This is a genomic window from Novosphingobium anseongense (assembly GCF_037482895.1).
GTDB lineage: Bacteria > Pseudomonadota > Alphaproteobacteria > Sphingomonadales > Sphingomonadaceae > Novosphingobium > Novosphingobium anseongense.
In genome coordinates, this window is record NZ_JBBHJZ010000002.1 from 112,086 (window position 1) to 133,076 (window position 20,991).

The 20,991-nt window shown below is 67.2% G+C and carries 21 protein-coding genes; 10 read left to right on the plus strand and 11 right to left on the minus strand.

All coding sequences use genetic code 11. From position 1 onward, the window contains the following. Window positions 1-98: 98 nt before the first annotated feature. The 3 genes from sciP to WG901_RS09255 form a co-directional block, all read right to left on the minus strand. Window positions 99-398, minus strand: coding sequence for a CtrA inhibitor SciP (gene sciP, locus WG901_RS09245; protein WP_339586779.1), 300 nt, complete (start codon window positions 396-398; stop codon window positions 99-101). A 10-nt stretch (window positions 399-408) separates the two neighbouring features. Then, window positions 409-834, minus strand: a complete 426-nt coding sequence (locus WG901_RS09250) for a histidine kinase dimerization/phospho-acceptor domain-containing protein (protein ID WP_339586780.1) — start codon at window positions 832-834, stop codon at window positions 409-411. A 208-nt stretch (window positions 835-1,042) separates the two neighbouring features. Beyond that, window positions 1,043-2,371 (minus strand): hypothetical protein, encoded by a 1,329-nt coding sequence (locus WG901_RS09255; protein WP_339586781.1) that lies wholly within the window; start codon window positions 2,369-2,371, stop codon window positions 1,043-1,045. Between the two features lie 468 nt (window positions 2,372-2,839). Here WG901_RS09255 and acnA point away from each other — a divergent pair, with 468 nt between their 5' ends. From acnA to WG901_RS09270, 3 genes are all read left to right on the plus strand, one after another. Continuing rightward, window positions 2,840-5,512, plus strand: a complete 2,673-nt coding sequence (acnA, locus tag WG901_RS09260) for an aconitate hydratase AcnA (protein WP_339586782.1) — start codon at window positions 2,840-2,842, stop codon at window positions 5,510-5,512. A 118-nt stretch (window positions 5,513-5,630) separates the two neighbouring features. Then, window positions 5,631-6,137 (plus strand): rhodanese-like domain-containing protein, encoded by a 507-nt coding sequence (locus WG901_RS09265; RefSeq protein ID WP_339586783.1) that lies wholly within the window; start codon window positions 5,631-5,633, stop codon window positions 6,135-6,137. Between the two features lie 140 nt (window positions 6,138-6,277). Then, window positions 6,278-8,224 carry a putative bifunctional diguanylate cyclase/phosphodiesterase gene (locus WG901_RS09270; protein WP_339586784.1) on the plus strand — a complete coding sequence of 649 codons (1,947 nt, stop codon included), beginning with the start codon at window positions 6,278-6,280 and terminating at the stop codon, window positions 8,222-8,224. A 3-nt stretch (window positions 8,225-8,227) separates the two neighbouring features. Here the strand turns inward: WG901_RS09270 and WG901_RS09275 are convergent, their stop codons facing one another. Then, on the minus strand, window positions 8,228-9,271 hold the full coding sequence (locus tag WG901_RS09275) for an AraC family transcriptional regulator (RefSeq protein WP_339586785.1): 1,044 nt from the start codon (window positions 9,269-9,271) through the stop codon (window positions 8,228-8,230). 222 nt (window positions 9,272-9,493) lie between these two features. Here WG901_RS09275 and WG901_RS09280 point away from each other — a divergent pair, with 222 nt between their 5' ends. Together WG901_RS09280 and WG901_RS09285 are read left to right on the plus strand one after the other, a co-directional pair. Continuing rightward, the gene (locus WG901_RS09280) at window positions 9,494-9,919 is read left to right on the plus strand and encodes a hypothetical protein (protein ID WP_339586786.1); all 426 of its coding nucleotides are present in this window, start codon (window positions 9,494-9,496) and stop codon (window positions 9,917-9,919) included. Between the two features lie 15 nt (window positions 9,920-9,934). Then, window positions 9,935-10,339 carry a hypothetical protein gene (locus WG901_RS09285; RefSeq protein WP_339586787.1) on the plus strand — a complete coding sequence of 135 codons (405 nt, stop codon included), beginning with the start codon at window positions 9,935-9,937 and terminating at the stop codon, window positions 10,337-10,339. Window positions 10,340-10,813: 474 nt separating this feature from the next. Here the strand turns inward: WG901_RS09285 and ruvB are convergent, their stop codons facing one another. Then, entirely contained in the window at window positions 10,814-11,854 is a 1,041-nt protein-coding gene (gene ruvB / locus WG901_RS09290; protein WP_339586788.1) for a Holliday junction branch migration DNA helicase RuvB, read from the minus strand. A gap of 91 nt (window positions 11,855-11,945) precedes the next feature. Between ruvB and WG901_RS09295 the strand changes: the two genes are divergently transcribed. Next, complete coding sequence (locus WG901_RS09295) at window positions 11,946-12,281, plus strand: GIY-YIG nuclease family protein (RefSeq protein ID WP_339587693.1); 336 nt, start codon at window positions 11,946-11,948, stop codon at window positions 12,279-12,281. Between the two features lie 38 nt (window positions 12,282-12,319). On the opposite strand, the gene ruvA is transcribed toward WG901_RS09295, so the two are convergent. Next, window positions 12,320-12,925 carry a Holliday junction branch migration protein RuvA gene (gene ruvA, locus WG901_RS09300; RefSeq protein WP_339586789.1) on the minus strand — a complete coding sequence of 202 codons (606 nt, stop codon included), beginning with the start codon at window positions 12,923-12,925 and terminating at the stop codon, window positions 12,320-12,322. A gap of 162 nt (window positions 12,926-13,087) precedes the next feature. Between ruvA and WG901_RS09305 the strand changes: the two genes are divergently transcribed. After that, window positions 13,088-13,663: a hypothetical protein gene (locus WG901_RS09305; RefSeq protein ID WP_339586790.1), complete on the plus strand. Its 576-nt coding sequence runs from the start codon at window positions 13,088-13,090 to the stop codon at window positions 13,661-13,663. Window positions 13,664-13,719: 56 nt separating this feature from the next. On the opposite strand, the gene ruvC is transcribed toward WG901_RS09305, so the two are convergent. The 4 genes from ruvC to WG901_RS09325 form a co-directional block, all read right to left on the minus strand. After that, entirely contained in the window at window positions 13,720-14,196 is a 477-nt protein-coding gene (gene ruvC / locus WG901_RS09310) for a crossover junction endodeoxyribonuclease RuvC (protein WP_339586791.1), read from the minus strand. A 22-nt stretch (window positions 14,197-14,218) separates the two neighbouring features. After that, a complete protein-coding gene (locus tag WG901_RS09315) occupies window positions 14,219-14,971 on the minus strand; it encodes a YebC/PmpR family DNA-binding transcriptional regulator (RefSeq protein WP_339586792.1) in 753 nt (250 codons plus the stop codon). 155 nt (window positions 14,972-15,126) lie between these two features. Continuing rightward, window positions 15,127-15,360 (minus strand): DUF2312 domain-containing protein, encoded by a 234-nt coding sequence (locus WG901_RS09320; protein ID WP_339586793.1) that lies wholly within the window; start codon window positions 15,358-15,360, stop codon window positions 15,127-15,129. Window positions 15,361-15,458: 98 nt separating this feature from the next. Beyond that, on the minus strand, window positions 15,459-15,773 hold the full coding sequence (locus WG901_RS09325; RefSeq protein WP_339586794.1) for a DUF1244 domain-containing protein: 315 nt from the start codon (window positions 15,771-15,773) through the stop codon (window positions 15,459-15,461). Window positions 15,774-15,832: 59 nt separating this feature from the next. Here WG901_RS09325 and pyk point away from each other — a divergent pair, with 59 nt between their 5' ends. Then, window positions 15,833-17,317 (plus strand): pyruvate kinase, encoded by a 1,485-nt coding sequence (gene pyk / locus WG901_RS09330; RefSeq protein WP_339586795.1) that lies wholly within the window; start codon window positions 15,833-15,835, stop codon window positions 17,315-17,317. Here pyk and WG901_RS09335 read toward each other — a convergent pair. Then, complete coding sequence (locus WG901_RS09335; RefSeq protein WP_339586796.1) at window positions 17,314-17,976, minus strand: YggS family pyridoxal phosphate-dependent enzyme; 663 nt, start codon at window positions 17,974-17,976, stop codon at window positions 17,314-17,316. The two genes, pyk and WG901_RS09335, sit on opposite strands and share 4 nt — an antisense overlap. On the opposite strand from WG901_RS09335, the gene WG901_RS09340 reads away from it, so the two are divergent. Beyond that, window positions 17,975-18,559, plus strand: a complete 585-nt coding sequence (locus WG901_RS09340) for a thiamine phosphate synthase (protein ID WP_339586797.1) — start codon at window positions 17,975-17,977, stop codon at window positions 18,557-18,559. The genes WG901_RS09335 and WG901_RS09340 overlap by 2 nt on opposite strands. Before the next feature lie 49 nt (window positions 18,560-18,608). Then, the gene (locus WG901_RS09345) at window positions 18,609-20,978 is read left to right on the plus strand and encodes an FtsK/SpoIIIE family DNA translocase (protein WP_339586798.1); all 2,370 of its coding nucleotides are present in this window, start codon (window positions 18,609-18,611) and stop codon (window positions 20,976-20,978) included. Window positions 20,979-20,991: the final 13 nt, after the last annotated feature.

Consider the following 20,991-nt stretch of genomic DNA (forward strand, 5'->3'; position numbering starts at 1 on the left):
CCCAACTTGTTTTGGGGGAGACTATGCCTAGTCGCGGGGTGCATCAAGCCGATAGCGGCGTGAAATCCGGCACCGTCCCAATTCGAATCGCTTCTTCTTCAGTAACGCTGACGTCGCTCGAACATGTCGCGATGCTTTTGCGAGTGAGTCACCCAAAGACCCCGCATGCCGAGACGTTCGACACCGCGCTGCCAGGAGACGAATTCCTCGAGTTCGATGCCGTAGCGCTCGCAGACTTCTTCGATCGTCAGCAGGCCGCCGTCGACCGCGGCCACGAGTTCGGCCTTGCGGTGGGCGATCCAGCGTTTGGTGTCACGCGGCGGAAGCGAGGCAAGCGTAAGCGGCAGCCCCATGGGGCCGACAACCGATTCTGGACGGGATGCTTCCGTGGCAGCCATTTTCGGTCGCTCAGCGTTCCACGCTGCGAAGCTTGTGCGGCGCGCTTCCGTGGCGCGCGCGCTTGAACATGGCGCGGCGCGAAGCGGCCTTGGTTTCGGCGAAGGGGCTGTGGGCGGCGGCAATGGCAAGCGTGGGCTCACGCGCTTCCTCGCGGTCGAGATAGGTCAGCACGGCGTCGGTCAGCGCCTGGCTACCGGAAAGAATAGCGCGGACGTATTCGGCGCTGGCGGGGCTGAGGCCGTCGTCCAGAAGAAGAAGTTCGGCAAAGCCGCTGATCGAGTTCAGCGGATTGCGGAGATCCTGCGACATCTGATGGAATTCAGTAGCGAAGCCCTGCTGTTCTGCCCCCTGTACTGCAACCTTGTAGTCTGCAACGCCCATTCCGAGAACTCCGCACAGGATTTGATTCGGCGACAGCGATTCGCCGTTAACCATGTCTGACTATCCGAGCCGGACCGAGTGACCTTCGCTTTCAACGACACCGGATTGCCAATCGGAGACTCCGCCCCTCAAGGCTAGGTCCCAATGGCCGGATTCCATGCGACGTTGGTCGTAAGCTCCGAAAACAAGGCCCCCGCAGGGACAAAATCAGGTCTTTGCGCCGACAGATCGGCGAACATCCTTTTTTCCGCTCGCGCCCGATTCAGAAGGCGGCGCGTCCACCGATCGCGGCCTGGGCGAAGCGGCCGCGCGCCGGGTTGGCGCGTTCGATCCGAGTCCAGCGCGCGAGTTCGGCAGCGCTCAGCCAGCGCGCCCGCGAGAAGGGCACCGAATTGGTCATGGCGTAGAAGGCACGGGCCTCGCCATCGCTCATGCCCATGGTCCGATAATAGTCGAGATAGGCGCGGTTCTTGGGCGCATTCATCGAATAGTCGCTCGGCCCCCGGCCGGTATCGTCTTCCCACGAGTGGACGGCGAAGCGCGCGCTGGGCTCGGCCGACTTCTTGACCCCCGCGAGGAACAGTTCGACCGCGCCCGAAGCGACCCAGCCATTGGCGGGGACGTGGGTGGCGATGCCCTTGGCACGGATCATCTGGCCGAGGCGCAGGTTGGCGCGATCGTCGTCGGTGCCCGGGCACTCGACCATGTCGATCGTCGCGATGCCCGGATGGTCGCGCAGCATGGCGTTGAAAGCGGCGGGGGTGGCGGCGTTGGTCACGCCCACCATCGCGGCGCGCGTATCGTCGAGCACGCGGAACGGACCGTAGTTTCGCGCACGGAAGCCCAGCGAGGCCGGACGCGCGGCGCGGGCATATTGCGGCGCGGTAACCTGGGCCGGCGCGGTGGCGGGCACTGCGGCCGGCACGTCGAACCGCGCCCAGCGGTCCATTTCGCGCGCCGAGAGCCACTTGGCGCTCGAGAACGGCACCGAATTGGTCATGGCATAGAACGAACGCGCTTCGTCGTCGCTCATCCCCATCGCCTGGTAATAGTCGAGATAGGCGCGGTTCTGCGGGGCGTCGGCGGCGAAGTCGCTCGGCTCGTGGCCGGCGTCGTCTTCCCACGAGTGCACGGCGAATTCGGCGCCGTTCTCGGCCGAGCGGCGCTGGCCGGCCAGATAGAGCTCGACCGCCCCCGAAGCCACGAAGCCGTTCGCCGGAACGTGGGTGGCCAGGCCCTTGGCGCGGATCAGGCGGCCGAGACGCAGATTGGCGCGGTCGTCCCCGGTGCCGGGGCAATCGACCATCTCGATCGTTGCGATACCCGGATTGTCACGCAGGAGGGTCTCGAAGTGCGCGACCGAGTCGCTGTCGGTGATGCCGACGAGCGCGACGCGCTGGGCGTCGAGCACGCGGAACGGACCATAGGCGGCCTCGCTGTTGGCAACCGGCGCCTTCGCCACGTCGACCGCGCGTTCGCTGCCGGGCTCGGCAGCGGGAACCGTCGCGGGCTCGCTCTCGGCGAAATCGAGGTCGTAGGGCAGCACCTGTGCGGCCGATGGCTGCGGCAGCAGGGCGAAGAGCGGAAGCAAGAGGGAGGCGATCTGGCGCATGCCACTCTGGTGCGGCCGGCGCAGTTACTTCCAGGGCAAATTCGACGGTTAAGCCCAATTAACCCACCAAAGTCGCACCGACGGCTCGATCGGGGCACGACAAGAAACGGGGAGAGCCTGGGCTCTCCCCGTACTCGAGTTGGGGGATGGAGAAGATTTTTATGGGTTGATGCGGAGAAGGGGGATGAGAGAACCCCGCATAGCCCGCTCAAAGCAGAGATTTCGCGCGCGGGTTTGACCGATCACGACGATCGCTTTGCATTTGGGGCCAAGATCGCGCGGCTTGTGAGACCCGAGGCATGTCCCTCGAAATCCCCCGCGCCCCTTGACCTAGCGGCCCGGAACGCGCATCGGCGGCGCGACGAATCCGTCACTTTCCGCGTTGCAGCATGCTGTCGCGGCCGACGGCACGGACAGACAAAAAACCATCGAGGGAAACATAGGCGCATGACCCAGGTCGGACAGGACACGCTCGGCACCCGCAGCACCATGAACGTCGGCGGCAAGGAGATCGCCTACTATTCGCTGAAGAAGGCGAGCGAAAAGCTCGGCGACATCAGCCGCCTGCCCTTCTCGATGAAGGTGCTGCTCGAGAACCTGCTCCGCTTCGAGGACGGCGGCTTCACCGTCGCCACGGCCGACATCCAGGCGCTGGTCGACTGGCAGAAGAACCCCGCGGAATCGCAGAACGAGATCCAGTATCGCCCGGCGCGCGTGCTGCTGCAGGACTTCACCGGCGTGCCCTGCGTGGTCGACCTCGCGGCAATGCGCGACGCCATCGCCACGCTCGGCGGCGACACCAGCAAGATCAACCCGCTGGTCCCCGTGAACCTCGTCATCGACCACTCGGTCATGGTAGACGAGTTCGGCCACCCCAAGGCCTTCGAGCAGAACGTCGAGATCGAGTATCAGCGCAATTTCGAGCGCTATGACTTCCTCAAGTGGGGCTCGAAGTCGCTCAACAACTTCTATGCCGTGCCCCCGGGCACCGGCATCTGCCACCAGGTCAACCTCGAGAACATCGCCCAGACCGTCTGGACCTCGACCGACCAGAACGGCGTCACCGTGGCCTATCCCGACACCTGCGTCGGCACCGACAGCCACACGACGATGATCAACGGCCTGGGCGTGCTCGGCTGGGGCGTCGGCGGCATCGAGGCCGAGGCCGCGATGCTCGGCCAGCCCGTGTCGATGCTGATCCCCGAAGTCGTCGGCTTCAAGCTGTTCGGCGAGCTGCAGGAAGGCGTCACCGCCACCGACCTCGTACTCACCGCCACGCAGATGCTGCGCGCCCACGGCGTCGTCGGCCGCTTCGTCGAATACTTCGGCCCCGGCCTCGCCTCGCTGAGCCTTGCCGACCGCGCGACGCTCGCCAACATGGCACCCGAATACGGCGCGACCTGCGGCTTCTTCGGCATCGACGACAAGACGCTCGACTACTTGCGCCTGACCGGCCGCGAGGAAGGCCAGATCGCGCTCGTCGAAGCCTATGCCAAGGAGCAGGGCTTCTGGATCGATCCCGCGATCGAGCCGATCTTCTCGTCGAGCCTCGAGCTCGACCTCGGCACCGTCGTCCCATCGCTCGCCGGTCCCAAGCGGCCGCAGGACAAGGTCGTGCTGACCCACGTCGACGACGTGTTCAACCATGACCTGGGTGAAGTCTACAAGAAGCAGCAGTCGCGCGTTCCCGTGGCCGGCAAGGACCACGACATCGGCGACGGCGACGTCGTGATCGCGGCGATCACCAGCTGCACCAACACCTCGAACCCGGGCGTGCTGATCGCAGCCGGCCTCGTCGCGCAGAAGGCCGACAAGCTCGGCCTGAAGCCCAAGCCTTGGGTCAAGACCAGCCTCGCCCCCGGATCGCAGGTCGTCACCGACTACCTCGAGAAGGCCGGCCTGCAGGAGCACCTCGACAACATCGGCTTCAACCTCGTCGGCTATGGCTGCACCACCTGCATCGGCAACTCCGGCCCGCTCGCCGAGCCGATCAGCGCCGCGATCAACGGCAACAACATCGTCGCCGCCTCGGTGATCTCGGGCAACCGCAACTTCGAAGGCCGCGTCAGCCCCGACGTGCGCGCCAACTTCCTCGCCAGCCCGCCGCTGGTCGTCGCCTATGCGCTCAAGGGCACGGTGATCGACGATTTCACCACCACCCCGATCGGCCAGGGCAGCAACGGCCAGGACGTCTATCTCAAGGACATCTGGCCGACCAACCTCGAGGTCGCCACCACCATGGCCGGCGCGGTCGACCGCCAGATGTTCCAGGCACGCTATGCCGACGTCTATAAGGGCGACAAGCACTGGCAGGCGATCAACGTCACCGGTTCGGAAACCTACCAGTGGCGCGCGGGCAGCACCTATGTCGCCAACCCGCCCTACTTCGAGGGCATGTCGATGACTCCGGCGCCGGTGCAGGACATCATCGAGGCCAAGCCGCTGCTGATCCTGGGCGACTCGATCACGACCGACCACATCAGCCCCGCCGGCAACATCAAGGCCGACAGCCCGGCCGGCCAGTGGCTGCAGGAGCACCAGGTCGCCAAGGCGGACTTCAACTCCTACGGCGCGCGCCGCGGCCACCACGAAGTCATGATGCGCGGCACCTTCGCCAACATCCGCATCAAGAACGAGATGGTCCCCGGCGTCGAGGGCGGCTTCAGCCGCTACGGCGAGGAAGTCGGCGCGGTCTACGACGTCGCGATGAAGAACAAGGCCGACGGCGTGCCGATGATCGTCATCGCCGGCAAGGAATACGGCACGGGTTCGTCGCGCGACTGGGCGGCCAAGGGCACCAACCTGCTCGGCGTCCGCGTCGTCATCGTCGAGAGCTTCGAGCGCATCCACCGCTCGAACCTGGTCGGCATGGGCGTGCTGCCGCTGCAGTTCAAGGATGGCGACACCCGCGCCTCGCTCGGCCTGACCGGCGACGACACCTTCACGATCACGGGCGTCGCCAGCCTGCAGCCGCGCCAGGACGTGACCGTCGAGGTCACCCGCAAGGACGGCTCGACCTTCACCTTCACCGCGCTCTGCCGCATCGATACGGCGAACGAGATCGAATACTTCAACAACGGCGGCATCCTGCACTACGTGCTGCGCAAGCTCGCCGCCTAAGTCCGACCGAACGACGAAGCGCCGCGCCGGGTTCGCCCCGGGGCGGCGTTTTCGCGTTCAGCTCCGATAAAACCGGCCGGCCGCAGTTTCCGACATCCTCAGGGTTGGGAGACACGCGATGAAGCACGCCATTGCCCTCATGAGCCTGGCCCTCGCCACGCCGGCGTTCGCCCAGCAGGCCCCCGCCAATCCCCAGGTCGATTACGACGGTTTCGCGCGACTCGTCACCGAACTCGCCCCGGTGCGTGCGAGCCATCGCCTGGCCTGGCCCGACTTCGTCCGCCGCGCCCGCGCCGAGGGCGCAATCCTGCTCGACGCGCGCACGCCGGCGGCTTTCGCGCGCGGTCATATCAAGGGTGCGATCAACCTGCCTTTCACCGACTTCACCGCCGAGAGTCTGCGCGCGGCACTGGGCCCCGCCGGCGACCGGCCCGTCTACATCTACTGCAACAACAACTTCCGCGACCACCGCGCGCCGGTGCCGCTCAAGAGCGCGCCGCTGGCGCTCAATATTCCGACCTTCGTCAACCTTCACGGCTACGGCTACCGCAACGTCTGGGAACTCGCCGACGTGATCGGCACGGCCGATCCGGGCGTCGAATGGGACAGCGCCGCCGCCGGCTGACGAGTCTCGAACTGCTAAGGCCCTGTCGGCGATTGGCGAGCGCCTGGGCGCGCGATGTGCCATCCACGATAGCGCGCCGATCCGTCTCCTCCCATGGCGGGTCGGCGTCATCCTAGCGTCATCGTCACACCGGCGGACGCATGTCCCGGGGCCTGACGGACATGTTCGAAGCGCCATTCTCGCAGTTCCTCGCCGCCGGCGCCAAGGACACGCGCGGGCTTGCCCGAGCCGGCGACGCCGCCGAGCGGATGCGCGCGCTCGCCGAATATGCGATCCTCGACACCCCGACCGAACCCGCTTTCGATGCGATCGTCGAACTCGCCGCCCAAATCTGCGGAACCAAGATGAGCGCCATCTCGCTGGTCTGCGACGATCGCCAGTGGATCAAGGCCGGCCATGGCCTGAGCCTCAGCGAGACGCCGATCGAGCATTCGGTCTGCGCCCACACGATCCGGGGCGCGGGACTCTTCGTTGTCCCCGATGCCTCGCAGCACCCGCTGTTTCGCGATCATCCGCTCGTCCGCGGCGGCGGCCTGCTGCGCTTTTACGCCGGCGTGCCGATCCTCTCGCGCGACGGGGTGCCGCTCGGCGCACTTTGCGTGGTCGACGACGCGGCACGTCCGCAGGGCCTCGATGCCGTGCAGGCACACACGCTGACCGTGCTCGGCAAGCAGGTCGAGGCGCAGCTCGAGCTGCGCCGGGCGATCCTCGTCCAGGAAGCGCGGATCGAGCGCGAGCGCCGCCTCTCGCGCAAGCTCGACCACGCCGCCAACCACGACGGGCTGACCGGCCTCTGCAACCGGAGCCAGCTGATCCGCGCGTTCGAACAATGCGTGGGCGCACCACTCGACTATGCGCATCCGCCGGCGCTCGTCCTGATCGACGTCGACAACCTCAAGCGCGTCAACGACGGTTTCGGCCATGCCGCGGGCGATCTCGTGCTGACCGAGCTGGCCAATCGCCTGCGCGAGACGCTCGGCCCCGATGCCCTGGCCGCGCGCATCGGCGGGGACGAATTCGCGGTGATGCTGCGGCAGTGCCCTTCGATCGTCGAAGCCGCCGAGATCGCCGGTACCCTGCTGCACGCCGCCAATCTGCCCTTCCTGCACGAAGGACGGAACCTCAACTGCCGCATCAGCCTGGGCTATGCCGCGGCGCAGGACGCGGACGATTTCGCCACGCTCCACCGCAAGGCCGACCAGGCCCTGGCGAGCGCCAAGGCCGCCGGACGCGGCTGTGCCCGGGCCTTCAGCAGCGCTCTCGCTCGCGCCTACGACAGCGAGCGCGACATGCTCGAGCAGGCGCGCGCGGCACTGGCGGAAGGGCGCATCCTGCCGTTCTACCAGCCCAAGGTCGATCTCGAGACGGGCCAGCTCGTCGGCCACGAAGCACTGCTGCGCGTCGTCACGCGCGAGGGTGACATCACCCTGCCCGGCACGATCGCCGCCGCCTTCGAGGACCGCGAGCTCGCCATCGCGCTGACCGATCGCATGATCGAGAGCGTGTTGTGCGACCTGTCCGACGCGCGAGCACGCGGCATCGACGTCGGCCATGTCGCGATCAACACCACCTCGTTCGATTTCGCCACGGGCGACTTCGCCGACCGGCTGCTCGCCCGCCTCGCGCTGCGCGGCATCGCGCCGTCGATGATCGAGGTCGAAGTGACCGAAACCGTCGCGCTCGGCTCGGGCCGCGATCATGTGCGCCACGCGCTCGTCGAACTGGCCGAAGCCGGCGTGCGCGTGTCGCTTGACGATTTCGGCACCGGCTATGCTTCGTTGACCAACGTCAAGCAGCTGCCGATTTCGGCCTTGAAGATCGATCGCAGCTTCGTCAGCGGGCTGGGCAGCGAGACCGACGATTCGATCGTGGCCGCCATGTCGATGCTCGGCACGCGGATGGGGCTGCAGATCGTCGCCGAGGGCATCGAGACGGCCGAGCACGTCGCCATCCTGCGCAGACTGGGCGTCCGCTATGGGCAGGGTTTCTATTTCAGCCGGGCCGTATCGAGCACGCACCTGACCGAACTGGCGGCCATCTCGGCGAGCGGCCGCTGGGCCGAGCACGCGCCGCTTTCGCCACAATAGGTCTCAAGCCGCCTTCGCGGTCACCTTGGTGATGTTGTCCTCGGGCGAGGACTTGCGCCAGGCGGCGGGCGACTTACCGAATTCCTCGGTGAACCAGCGCGTGAACGAGCTGACCGTCGAATAGCCGAGCAGGAGCGCGATGTCGGTTACCGTCTGCTTCGAGCCGTTGAGATAGCGCATCGCGAGCTCGCGCCGCGCCTCGTTCAGCAGTTCGCCGAAATTGGTGTTCTCGCGGCTCAGCATTCGCTGCAGCGCGCGCGGATGCTGAGCGAGGTTTTCGGCGACCTTTTCCTTGGTGGCATTGCCGCTGCTGATCAGCAGGAAGATCGCCTGGCGCGCCTGCTCGGTCACCGAGCTCGTCGGCCGCTGGTGCGAGAGCATGTCGATGAAGCGCTGGGCGTGCGCCGCCATCGCCGGATCGCTCCAGGGATTGGCGAGGTCGAGCGAAGCCGAGCTGCAGCCGATGCCGTCGAACTCGCTGTCGAACACCACGGGGCAGCCGAACACGCGACGATGGGTGTTGAGCATGGTCGGCGCCGAATGGCGGAAGTGGACGCTTTCGGGCTGCCAGGCGCCGGCCATGAGTTCCCGCCAGGAGCGGCATGCGATCGCCACGGTCGATTCGATGATCTGCCGCTGGGCGAAGCCGGGCAGGTGCTCGATCCGGATCATGGCATGATGGCCATCGTCATCCACGTTGGCCGAAACGATGTCGTTGAGCAGCTTCATGTTGCCGATCACCTTTTCGATGATCAAGCGCACGGTCGGCTGGTAGCGCAGCAGCAGGCTGATCGGTCCGAGCGTGCCGACACTGCGGCTGCCCGCGATCAGCAGGCCGAAATCCTCGCGGCCCGACTGCGCGGCGCTGTCTTCGTAGAGTTTCACCAGTGCACTGGCGGCAATCATCGTCTCCGGATCTTCGAGATCCTCGGGACGGATTTTGTTCTGGCGAAGCAGGCTGTACGGATCCAGGCGTACGAAGCGCGCCACGTTCATGAAGGTCTGCAAGGCAGACGCTCGAACCTGAGGTATGAAACCCGGGCTCATCACCTTTCCCATCATCGACTCGCCCGTTCTTGGACGGTCTGTGGAAAAGTGTATGCCTCGCCGGACGCGAGGCACCCCTGGGAAGAATCCGTTTTGGTGGTTTCGTGGTAAAAGCCTGATCGAACACGCGGAAATCACAGCAAAAAGGGCGACCGCTAGGGCCGCCCTTTTCAACTTGTACGATTATGAGACGGTCTAGGCCGTCAATCGGCGTCCTGGCGCTTGGCCATCTTGCGCCGTGCGAAGACCGTCGCGGCTGCCGCGCCGAACAGGATCAGCATCGGCGGAGCCGGCACTTCGTGGCCGCCGCTGGTGCTGCCCGTCGACGAGGTCGAGGACGAGCTCGACGAGGAGGTGCTGCTCGACGAAGAGGAAGACGTGCTGCTCGACCCACCGGTGGAGCCGGTCGAAGACGAGGAACCCGACGAACCCGAGCTGGAGCTCGACGACGATCCGCCCGAGGTCGCACCGCAGTGCTTGCCGCAGCCGCCGCTGCTGCCCGACGACGAGGACGAGCTGGACGAAGAACTCGACGAGGACGAGGAGCTGGAACCCGACGAACCCGAGCTGCCGCTCGAACCCGACGAACCGCTGCTGCCCGAAGACCCTGAGGAGCCGCTCGAACCCGAGCTGCCGCTCGAACCATGATGCGGGTGATCGGGCTTGCCGCCGCTGCTGCCGCTCGACGACGAGGAGCTCGACGAAGACGAGGAGGAGGACGACGAGCTCGACGACGAACTGCTCGAACCGCCCGACGAGCTGGTCGTCGTGGAGGTGATGCCGCCGGTCGTGCTGGTCACGCCACCGGTCGAGCTCGAGGTCGAACCACCGCTGGTCGAGGTGGACCCGCCGCTGGTGCTCGAACCGCCGCTCGACGTCGAGGTCGAACCACCGGTGCTGGTCGAGGTGATGACGATGTTGCCGCCCGAACCGCCGCCACCGCTGCCGCCACCGAAGAAGCCGCCGAAGAAGCCGCCGCCGAAGCCGCCGCCGCCCGAACCGCCGATGATCGTCGGCGCCCCGCCACCCGACGTGGTCACCACCACCTGCGGCGGCGGTGCAACGTAAGGCATAGCCACCGGGGGCTCGATCTGGCGGCGCGCCGGCGGCTCGACACGGGCCGTACGCGGCGGTGCCACGACGCGGCGTGCCGGCGGTTGCCGACGCTGCACCACGCGACGCGCCTTCGGCTGCTTCACGTGCTTGACGTATTGCGGGTTTTTGGCCGGCGGCTCAGCGACGTGAACCGCTCCACCCCCGATCAGCGCACCGCCCGCAACTGCGGCGGACAATTTCGCGATGGCCATACGAACCGACATAAGCGTGCTCTCTTCGTTTCCCCGTGCGAAGGCTTTGGTAAGCACCCAAGCCAACACACCCTGTGCCACCAAAAACGCAGAGAGTGATTAATGCGACAACGCCGTTAACTGTGATTCGCCTGTCCCGAAGTGAGAATGGCGCCTTATTCACATCGATAGTTATGTGACTGTCCCGAAACGGAACTGTTCGAAGCCCGAACCCGAAGGAATCTCGCCGGCGTGGTTACGATTGATCGTCACCGGGAGAATCGAAAAGCCCGGTCTGGCTCCGGCTCGGCGGGGTGATTCCCAGGTGCTGCCAGCCCAGATCGTTGAGGCAGCGCCCGCGCGCCGTGCGCGCCACGAGGCCCAGCTGGATCAGGTAGGGCTCGATCACCTCCTCGATCGTGTCGCGCGGTTCGGACAGCCCCGCGGCCAGGGTCTCGACCCCCACGGGTCCGCCTTTGTAGATGCCGGCGATCATCCGCAGATAGCGCCGATCCTGCGCGTCGAGCCCCAGCGAATCGACCTCGAGCCGGGTCAGCGCGTCGTCGGCCAGCGCGTGGTCGATCACCTGGCTGCCGGCGACATGGGCAAAGTCGCGGACGCGGCGCATCAGCCGTCCGGCGACGCGCGGCGTGCCGCGCGCGCGCCGCGCGATCTCGCGCGCGCCCTCGGGCTCGACCGTCATGCCGAGCAGCCGCGCGCCGCGCGTGACGACGCTCTCGAGCTCCTCGACCGTGTAGAAGTTGAGCCTTACGGGAATGCCGAAGCGATCGCGCAGCGGCGTCGTCAGCAGGCCCTGGCGCGTGGTCGCGCCGACCAGGGTGAAGGGCGGCAGGTCGATCCGCACCGAGCGCGCCGAAGGCCCCTCGCCGATTATCAGGTCGAGCGCGCGGTCTTCCATCGCCGGATAGAGCACTTCCTCGACCACGGGATTGAGCCGGTGGATCTCGTCGATGAACAGGACGTCGCCGTGCTCGAGATTGGTCAGCAGCGCGGCGAGATCGCCGGGCTTGGCGATGACCGGCCCCGAGGTGGCACGGAAGCCCACGCCGAGCTCGCGCGCGACGATCTGCGCGAGCGTGGTCTTGCCCAGCCCCGGCGGGCCGAAGAACAGCACGTGGTCCATCGCCTCGCGACGCGCCCGCGCGGCTTCGATGAACACGCGCAGGTTGTCCTTGGCCGCGATCTGCCCGACGAATTCGCCAAGCGTCTTGGGCCGCAGCGCCGCGTCGACGTCCTCGGGCTGGCGCTCGGGGCCGGTCAGGCGCGCGTCATCCATCGTGAGCGATCCAGACAACCGAATCCAAAACCAACCCTTCTTCGTCACCCCGAACTTGTTTCGGGGCCCATGGCGCCGCAAGCTCAGCCCCGTGCGAGAGGAGCGAGTTCCTTGCGTCTACATCCTCGCGAGCAGGCCCTACGGCACGCTCTATATCGGCGTGACTTCCGACCTCATCGGCCGATTGTGGCAGCACCGCAACGACGCCTTGCCAGGCTTCACCGCCAGGTTCGGCGTGCACTGCCTGGTCCACTACGAGCTGTTCGGCGAAATGGCACCGGCCATCTTGCGCGAGAAGCAGCTCAAACGCTGGCACCGGCAATGGAAAATCAATCTGATCAATGCCGGCAATCCGCATTGGGTTGATCTGGCGGTGGGGCTGGGCATGCCTCCGCTGACGCCGGGCGCGCGGAAAAATGGGCCCTGAAACAAGTTCAGGGTGACGGAACAGGATAGCACGGGGCCTCATCGTGTCGCCCTCTTCAAAGCCGCACGGATCAGCGCGTCGAGCGAGGCATCCTCGCCGAGCTCGTCGAGCGCCTGCGCCACCGCCTGGGTCGCGACCGGCGGCTTGAAGCCGAGGTTCTGCAGAGCGGAGACGGCATCGGCGCTGGCCAGGCCCGCGGGCAGCGCCACGGCACCACCGACGGCGCCCGGCGCGGTCGGCAGGCCCCCGGCCTTGTCCTTCAATTCGTTGACGATACGGCTCGCGAGCTTGGGGCCGACCCCTTGCGCGCGCGCCACCGTGGCCGCATCGCCGCCCGCGCAGGCGCGCTGCAGCTCCTCGGTCGAAAGCGCCGAGAGCACGGCCAGCGCCATCTTGCTGCCCACGCCCTGGACCGCGGTAAGCAGGCGGAACCAGGCGCGCTCGGCGCCGCTGGCGAAACCGATCAGCCGCACGTCGTTCTCGCTGACCTGCATTTCGGTGTGCACGGTCACCAGGTCGCCGGTGATGCCGAGTGCGGTCAGCGTCTTGGCCGAACAATGGACGAAATAGCCGACGCCCGAAACGTCGATCACCGCCCAGTCAGGGCCGGTATCGTCGAGCGTGCCGGTGAGCTTGGCGATCATGCGCGCCTGATAGCATGTCGGAACGAAAAGGGAATCTCTCTCTTGCAACGCGCTTGCCGGAAAATTCGCCCGCTAGCGCTGGCCAAACCGCGGGCCATGCGCCAGTTTCGCGGCACAACGACAAGACAACGCGGGTCGCTATCGCTTCAGGAAGGACGAACGATGGCGCAATACCGGATACTAACCCTTGCGGCGCTCGGCGGCGCTCTCGCCCTGGCGGCCTGCGGCAGCGCCAACGAGGCGCCCGCCGACAAGCCGGCCGCGAGTGGCGGACAGGCCACCAGCGGCGGCGTGCCGGCGAACTGGAAGGCGACCGACGCCTGTTCGATCCTCGACAAGGCCACCGTCGCCGAAATTCTCAAGCGCGACGTCAGCGAGACGGGCCTGTCGCTGGTGCACGAGCCCGGCACGGCCGAGGCGGGCACGTCCGAATGCACCTATTCGGGGCCTGACGGCAATGTCGCCAGTCTGTCGGCACGCTGGTCGCCGATCAACGACAACACCGCCGAAACGATCGCCGCGGCCCGCTCGACCAGCGAGGCGACGCTCAAGGCCTTCGGCAAGACGCTCGAAGACGTTCCCGGCCTCGGCAAGGCCGCCTTCTTCGCGCCCGGCATCGATCAGCTCACGGTCTTCATCGACGACGCGCGGATGATCGTCGTCACCGCGCAAAAGGTGCCCGACGGCGCTGCGGGCAAGGACGTGGCGATAGCGCTGGCGAAGAAGGCGGGCGCCTAGGCTGAAGCGCAAACGGCACCGGCGCGGGTCGGTGCCGCCCAGCGTCAGCTGGAAATCTAGCGATGACTACCCATCATGTTGGCGTGGGTGATCGCCACGGCCAGCGCGTCGGCAGCGTCGGCGCCGGCGAGCTTCACGCCGGGCAGCAGCACCTTGAGCATGGCCTGGACCTGCGCCTTCTCGGCGCCGCCCGTGCCGACCAGCGCCTTCTTGACCACCTTGGTCGAATATTCGGCGACCTTGAGCCCGGCGCGCGCGAGGCTGAGCATGGCGACGCCGCGCGCCTGGCCGAGCTTGAGCGTCGACTGCGGATTGACGTTGACGAAGACCTCCTCGACCGCACCGGCATCGGGCCGATGCTCGAGGATCACCCGCGTCAGTTCGGCGTCGAGTTCGACGAGCCGGTCGGCCATGCCCGCCGAGGCATCGGTGCGGATCTGGCCGTTGGCGACGTGGCTCAGTCGGCTGCCAGCCTTGGCGACGAGCCCCCAGCCCGTGCAGGTGAGGCCGGGGTCGATGCCGATGATGATCATGGAAAGGGGCTGCGCCGCCGGCTCAGCCCAACTTCTCCATGACTTCGTCGGAGATCTCGTAATTGCCCCAGACGGTCTGGACGTCGTCGTCATCGTCGAGCACGTCGATCAGCTTGAGCAGCGTCGCCGCGTCGCTCTCGCCGACTTCGGCCTTGAGGCTCGGACGCCAGGCGAGCTTGACCGCCTCGGCTTCGCCCAGGACCTTCTCGAGCTCGCGCGAGACCGGGTGCAGGTTCTCGACGCTGGTCCAGATCGAGTGCAGGCCGTCTTCGCTGGTATCGCTCTCGACGTCGTCGGCACCGGCCTCGATCGCGGCTTCGAGGACCTTCTCCTCGTCACCGACCTTGGCCGGATATTCGATCAGGCCGAGCCGTTCGAAACCGTGGCTCACCGCGCCCGAAGCACCGAGGTTGCCGCCGTTCTTGGCGAAGGCCGTGCGTACGTTGGTGGCGGTGCGGTTGCGGTTGTCGGTCAGCGCCTCGACGATGATCGCGACGCCGCCGGGACCGTAGCCCTCGTAGCGCACTTCCTCGTAGTTCTCGGCATCGCCCTTGCTGGCCTTGTCGATCGCCCGCTGGATGTTGTCCTTGGGCATCGACTGCGCCTTGGCGGCGTTGACCGCGGCGCGCAGGCGCGGGTTCATGTCCGGATCGGGCATGCCCATCTTCGCGGCGACGGTGATTTCGCGCGAAAGCTTGGAAAACTGCGCCGAGCGCTTCTTATCCTGCGCACCCTTGCGGTGCATGATGTTCTTGAATTTGGAATGGCCTGCCATCTGAGTGCCTTCGCGATCTTTTCGTCTGCTGGTGGGGCGTTGAGGCGCCCCTAGCGCAGAGAGGCGTTCCGGGCAATCCGGCCTTGCCCGTCACCCCCGCCCCGCTCGCGTCATCCCCGCGCAAGCGGGAATGACGGTGAAGGCTTTACGGCAAACTATTCGAGGCCCAGCGCCGCCTTGTAGAGGTCGAGGACGGTTTCCATCTCGCGGCGATCGTCGGGCGGCATCTTCCGCAGGCGGACGACCTGGCGCATGATCTTGGCGTCGTAACCGACGGCCTTGCCCTCGTTGTAGACGTCCTTGATGTCGTCGCTGATGCCCTTCTTCTCTTCCTCGAGGCGTTCGATGCGCTCGATGAGAAGGCGCAGGCGGTCGTCGGTTTCGGCCATCGGGGATGTCTCCAGAAGCTAGGGTGAATCGGTTGCCCGCGCCTTTAGCGGGGCGAGCCTGCCGGAGAAAGCGGTGCCTGTGGATTAGTGCCGCGGCCTCAGTGAGACCCGCCGTTCTTCTTCAGGCTTTCCTCCATCCGCGCCAGCTGTTCGGGCGTGGCTTCGGTCTGGTGCCTGTCCTTCCATTCGCCCGCCGGCATGCCGTGGATCAGCTCGCGCGCCTGCGCCTTGTCGCCCGCGTAGCCGGCATCGCGGATCCAGTCGGCCAGGCAGTTGCGGCAGAAGCCGGCCAGGCCCATCAGATCGACGTTCTGCGCATCGTGGCGGTGCTGCAGGTGGCGGACGAGCCGGCGGAAGGCGGCGGCGGCCTGTGCGTCATCCAGCGTATCCAACGTGTCATTCATGCCGTTCATCCTTGGTCTTTGCGGCAGGCTTTGCCATAGGACGCCGCGATTGCAAAAGAGGTAGCGTTTTGGCCAAGCCCGAAGTCCCCGAAGTGAGCCTCGCGGGCCGCAAGGTGAAGATCCTCGCCACGCTCGGCCCCGCCAGCGCCAATCCCGAGATGATCGGCCGGCTGCTGCGTGCCGGCGCCGACGCCTTCCGCGTCAACATGAGCCACGGCGACCACGCGACCCATGCCGCGACGATCGCCGCGATTCGCGCGGCCGAGAAGGACTTCGGCCGACCGATCGGGATTCTCTGCGATCTGCAGGGGCCCAAGCTGCGCGTCGGCACCTTTGCCGAGAGCCGCACGGTGATCCGCCACGGCAGCCATTTCACGCTCGACCGCGATCCCACGCCGGGCGACGAGACGCGCGTCTATCTGCCGCATCCCGAACTGTTCGGCGTGCTGCAGAAAGGCCAGCGCCTGCTGATCGACGACGGCAAGCTGCGGCTGCGCGTGATTCGCGCCGACGACAACGCGATCCTCTGCTCGGCCGAAGTCGGCGGCGTGATCTCCGACCGCAAGGGCGTGAACGTGCCCGACGCGGTCGTGCCGGTGCCGGCGCTGACCGAGAAGGACCGCCGCGACCTGGCCTTCGCGGTCGAGCATGGCACCGACTGGGTGGCGCTATCCTTCGTCCAGCGGCCCGAGGACGTCGCCGAGGCGCGCCGCCTGATGGGCGGCTACGGCGCGCTCGTTGCCAAGATCGAGAAGCCCGCGGCGATCGACCGGCTCGAAGAGATCATCGAACTCGCCGACGGCATCATGGTCGCGCGCGGCGACCTCGGCGTCGAGCTCAATCCCGAAGAAGTGCCGCCGCTGCAGAAGCGCATCGTCGCCGCGACGCGCCGCTCGGGCAAGCCCGTGATCGTCGCCACGCAGATGCTCGAATCGATGATCGAGAGCCCGGCGCCGACGCGCGCCGAGGTGTCCGATGTCGCCAACGCGGTCTACGACGGCGCCGACGCGGTCATGCTCTCGGCCGAGACCGCCGCGGGCGCCTGGCCCGAGGAAGCGGTGACGATCATGCACCGCATCGCCACCCAGGTCGAAAGCGATCCCGGCTATGGCGAGCGCGTCCACTTCACCGAGGTCCGCCCCGACGCCACCACCGCTGACGCGCTGGCCGAAGCCTGCGCGCAGATCACCCAGACCCTGCCGATCGCCGGCGTCATCGTCTTCACCGGTTCGGGCTCGACCGCGCGCCGCGTCGCGCGTGAGCGGCCGGGCGTGCGGATTCTGGTGCTGACGCCCTCGATCAAGACCGCGCGCAAGGTGGCGCTGCTCTGGGGCGCCTATCCGGTGCTGACCAAGGACATCGGCTCGTTCGAGGAGATGATCGCCAAGGGCCGCCGCATGGCGCTGCGCCACGGCTTCGGCACGGCCGGCTCGAAGCTGATCGCGCTGGCGGGCGTGCCGTTCGGCACCCCCGGCGCGACGAACCTCCTGCACGTGGTGACCTTGAGCGGCGACGAGCTGAAGCGCCACGCCGCCGGCAGCGCGCGCGACTAGCCGCGCGCGCCGAACAGCGCCGAACCCACGCGGACGTCGGTGGCGCCGAGGGTGATCGCGGTCTCGAAGTCCTCGCTCATGCCCATCGACAGGCCGGTAATGCCGTTGTCGTCGGCCAACTTGCCGAGCAGCGCGAAGAACGGTGCAGCCTCGATGCCCGCGGGCGGTACGCACATCAGCCCGGCAACGGGAATCGCCGTCGCACGGATTTCGGTCAGCAGTGCGGGCAGGTCGGCGATCGCACAGCCGCCCTTCTGCTCCTCGGCGCCGATGTTGACCTGGACGAAGCAGGACACCAGTCGCCCGGCCTTGTCCATCGCCCGGGCCAAGGCCCCGACCAGCGAAGGGCGATCGAGCGAATGGATGCAGTCGAACAGCGCGACGGCATCGTCGGCCTTGTTCGACTGGAGCTGGCCGACGAGGTGCAGCGCCAGATCGGGATGCGCCTCGCGCAGCGCCGGCCACTTGTCCTGCGCTTCCTGGACACGGTTCTCGCCGAACACGCGCTGGCCGGCGGCGATCAGCGGCGCGATCCGCTCGACCGGCTGCGTCTTGCTGATCGCGACGAGCGTCACGTCCTCGGGCTTGCGGCGGGCGAGCCCGGCGGCGGCGGCGATGCGGTCGTTGACGGCCGCGAGCAGGGTGGCTGGTTCCTCCATGGCGCGCTGCTATAGCGAGGCGATGCCCAAGCGCCAGTCTGCATTGCCAACCGTGTGGCCCGAGGTGTGGCTGGTCAGCGACGCGCGCAACGATGCCGCGCTGGAAGCAGCGCTGGCCCGCCTGCCGCGCGGTTCGGGGTTGATCTATCGTCACCACCACCTGCCCCCCGCGGAGCGCCGCGTGCGGTTCGAACGGCTGGCCGCATTGGCGCGCCGTCGCAGCCACTGGCTGATCCTCGCAGGGAGCATCGCGAATGCCCGCGCCTGGCGTGCCGACGGCGCCTATGGTTCGCCTGCCGCGCTCGCCAGCGGTCCGGCCGGCATGCGCCTCGTCACCGCGCATTCGCTGCGCGAGATCGCCGCGGCGCGGCGCGCACGCGCCGATGCGATCCTGCTATCGCCCGTCTTCGCGACGCGATCGCATCCGGGAGGGCGCTGGCTGGGCCCACTGCGTTTTCGCCAGCTCGCAAGGCGGACGGATCTGCCGGTGATTGCGCTGGGGGGCATGACAAGAGACCGCGCGCGGCACCTCGGCAGCCCGGCCTGGGCGGCAATCGACGGGCTGATTCCCAAGGATTCTTGACGGGGAGTCACCCCGAGGCGCATAATTCGCACCTGAGCAGGGGAATGACATGGCGACACGGCCCATAACGACCGGCGGACGGATCGCCGCGCCCGACTGGCGCGCGGTGCTGCGCCGTGCGCTGCGCCGGTCCACCGAGATCGGCGGTGCCGTACTGCTGTTCGGCGGCATGGTGTTCCTCGCGCTCGCCCTGACCAGCTATCACCAGACCGACCCGTCGGGTTCGACCGCCGCTGGCGGCGAGGTGCGCAACTGGATGGGCCCGCTCGGCGCCTATGCGGCCGAACGCGCGCTGTTCCTCTTCGGCCCCGTCTCGGTGCTGTTCCTGCCGCTGCTCTACGTCTTCGCGCGCAAGCTATGGCGCATGGTCGAGGAAGAGGATGGCACGCTCGAACACAGCGACCAGCGCTGGTGGCGCCCGATCGGCGTGCTGCTTCTGGGCATGACCCTGCTTTCCACCGTCTTGTCGCTGACCTTCACCGAGCCCGGCGGAAGTCTGCCGGCCTCCATGGGCGGGCTCGCCGGCTTGCTCGGCTCGGGCACGATCCGCGGCGTCGCCAACCTGCTGCCCGAGGCATTCCGCGGCTGGCTGATTCTCGTGCTCGCGCTCGCCTGCCTGGCCTCGGGCGCGATGCTCGCGGGCCGCGTCTTCGCGCTCGACTGGGCGGCGCTGCTCACGCTTCCCGGCCGTCTCCGCGGCGCGCGCGGCATGACTATGCCCGAGGGTGTGCCCTTCATCTCGCCACCGCGCGAGAAGAAAGTCCGCGAAGCCAAGCCCGTCGGGAATGCCGCGCCGGTCGAATTCAACGAAGCCCCGCGCCGGCCGACCGAGATCGTCGAACCCGGCCAGCCGGCCAAGCCCGCGCAGTTCAGTACCGTTGCCGCCAAGCAAGGCGACCTGTTCGACGAATACGAGCTGCCCGGGCTCGACCTGCTCGCCGACCCGCCCCCCAATTCGGCGCCCAAGGTCGACAAGCTCAGCCTCGAACGCAACGCGCGCCTGCTCGAGACCGTGCTCGACGACTTCAACGTCAAGGGCGAGATCACCGCGGTGCGCACCGGCCCGGTCGTGACGATGTACGAGCTCGAACCCGCCGCGGGCATCAAGGCCAGCCGCGTGATCGGCCTTGCCGACGACATCGCGCGCAACATGAGTGCCATCTCGGCGCGCGTCTCGTCGATTCCCGGCCGCACGGTCATGGGCATCGAACTGCCGAATGCCGATCGCCAGATGGTCTCGTTCAAGGAAATGGTCGGCTCGGAGACCTTCGCCAACCACAAAGGCCTGCTGCCGATCATCCTGGGCAAGGACATCGCCGGCGAGCCGATCGTCGCCGACCTCGCGACGATGCCCCACCTGCTCGTCGCCGGCACCACCGGCTCGGGCAAGTCGGTCGGGCTCAACACGATCCTGCTGTCGCTGCTCTATCGCCTGACCCCGGCGCAGTGCCGCCTGATCCTCGTCGATCCCAAGGTGCTTGAGCTCAAGTCCTACGACGACATTCCGCACCTGCTTTCGCCCGTGGTCACCGAGCCGCCCAAGGCCGTGCGCGCGCTCAAGTGGGCGGTCGAGGAGATGGAGCGCCGGTATCGCATGATGAGCGAGATCTCGGTGCGCAACCTCGCGGGCTTCAACGAGAAGGTCCGCGCCGCCGCGGCCAAGGGCAAGCCGCTCGGTCGCCGCATCCAGATCGGCTTCGATCCCGACACCGGCGAGGAGCTCTACGAGGACCGCCAGCTCGACTACGAAACCATGCCACAGATCGTGCTGATCGTCGACGAACTCGCCGATCTCATGATCACCGTCGGCAAGGAAATCGAAGTCCTGATCCAGCGGCTCAGCCAGAAGAGCCGCGCCGCGGGCATCCACATGATCATGGCGACGCAGCGTCCCTCGGTCGACGTCATCACCGGCGTCATCAAGGCGAACATGCCGACGCGCATCTCCTTCGCCGTCACCAGCCGCATCGACAGCCGCACGATCCTGGGCGAACAGGGCGCCGAGCAGCTGCTGGGCAAGGGCGACATGCTCTACAAGCCGAGCACGGACCCGATCAAACGCGTCCACGGACCTTTCGTCAGCGACGAAGAGGTTGAGCGCGTCGCCGACTACTGGCGCACCCAGGGCAAGCCCGACTACATCGATTCGGTCACCGAGGAGCCCGAGGACGGCGGCTTCGGCTTCGACGACATCGACGCGGCTTCGGACAACCCCGAGGAGCGCAAGTACCGCCAGGTCTGCCAGCTCGTGTTCGAGAGCCAGAAGGTCTCGGCGAGCTGGATCCAGCGCCAGATGGGGGTGGGCTACAACACCGCGTCGAAATGGGTCGAGCGCATGGAAGCCGACGGTTTCGTCGGTCCGGCCAACCACGTCGGCCGTCGCGACATCTACCGCGACCGCGACGGCAATCCGCTCTAAATCGAGAGCGTCT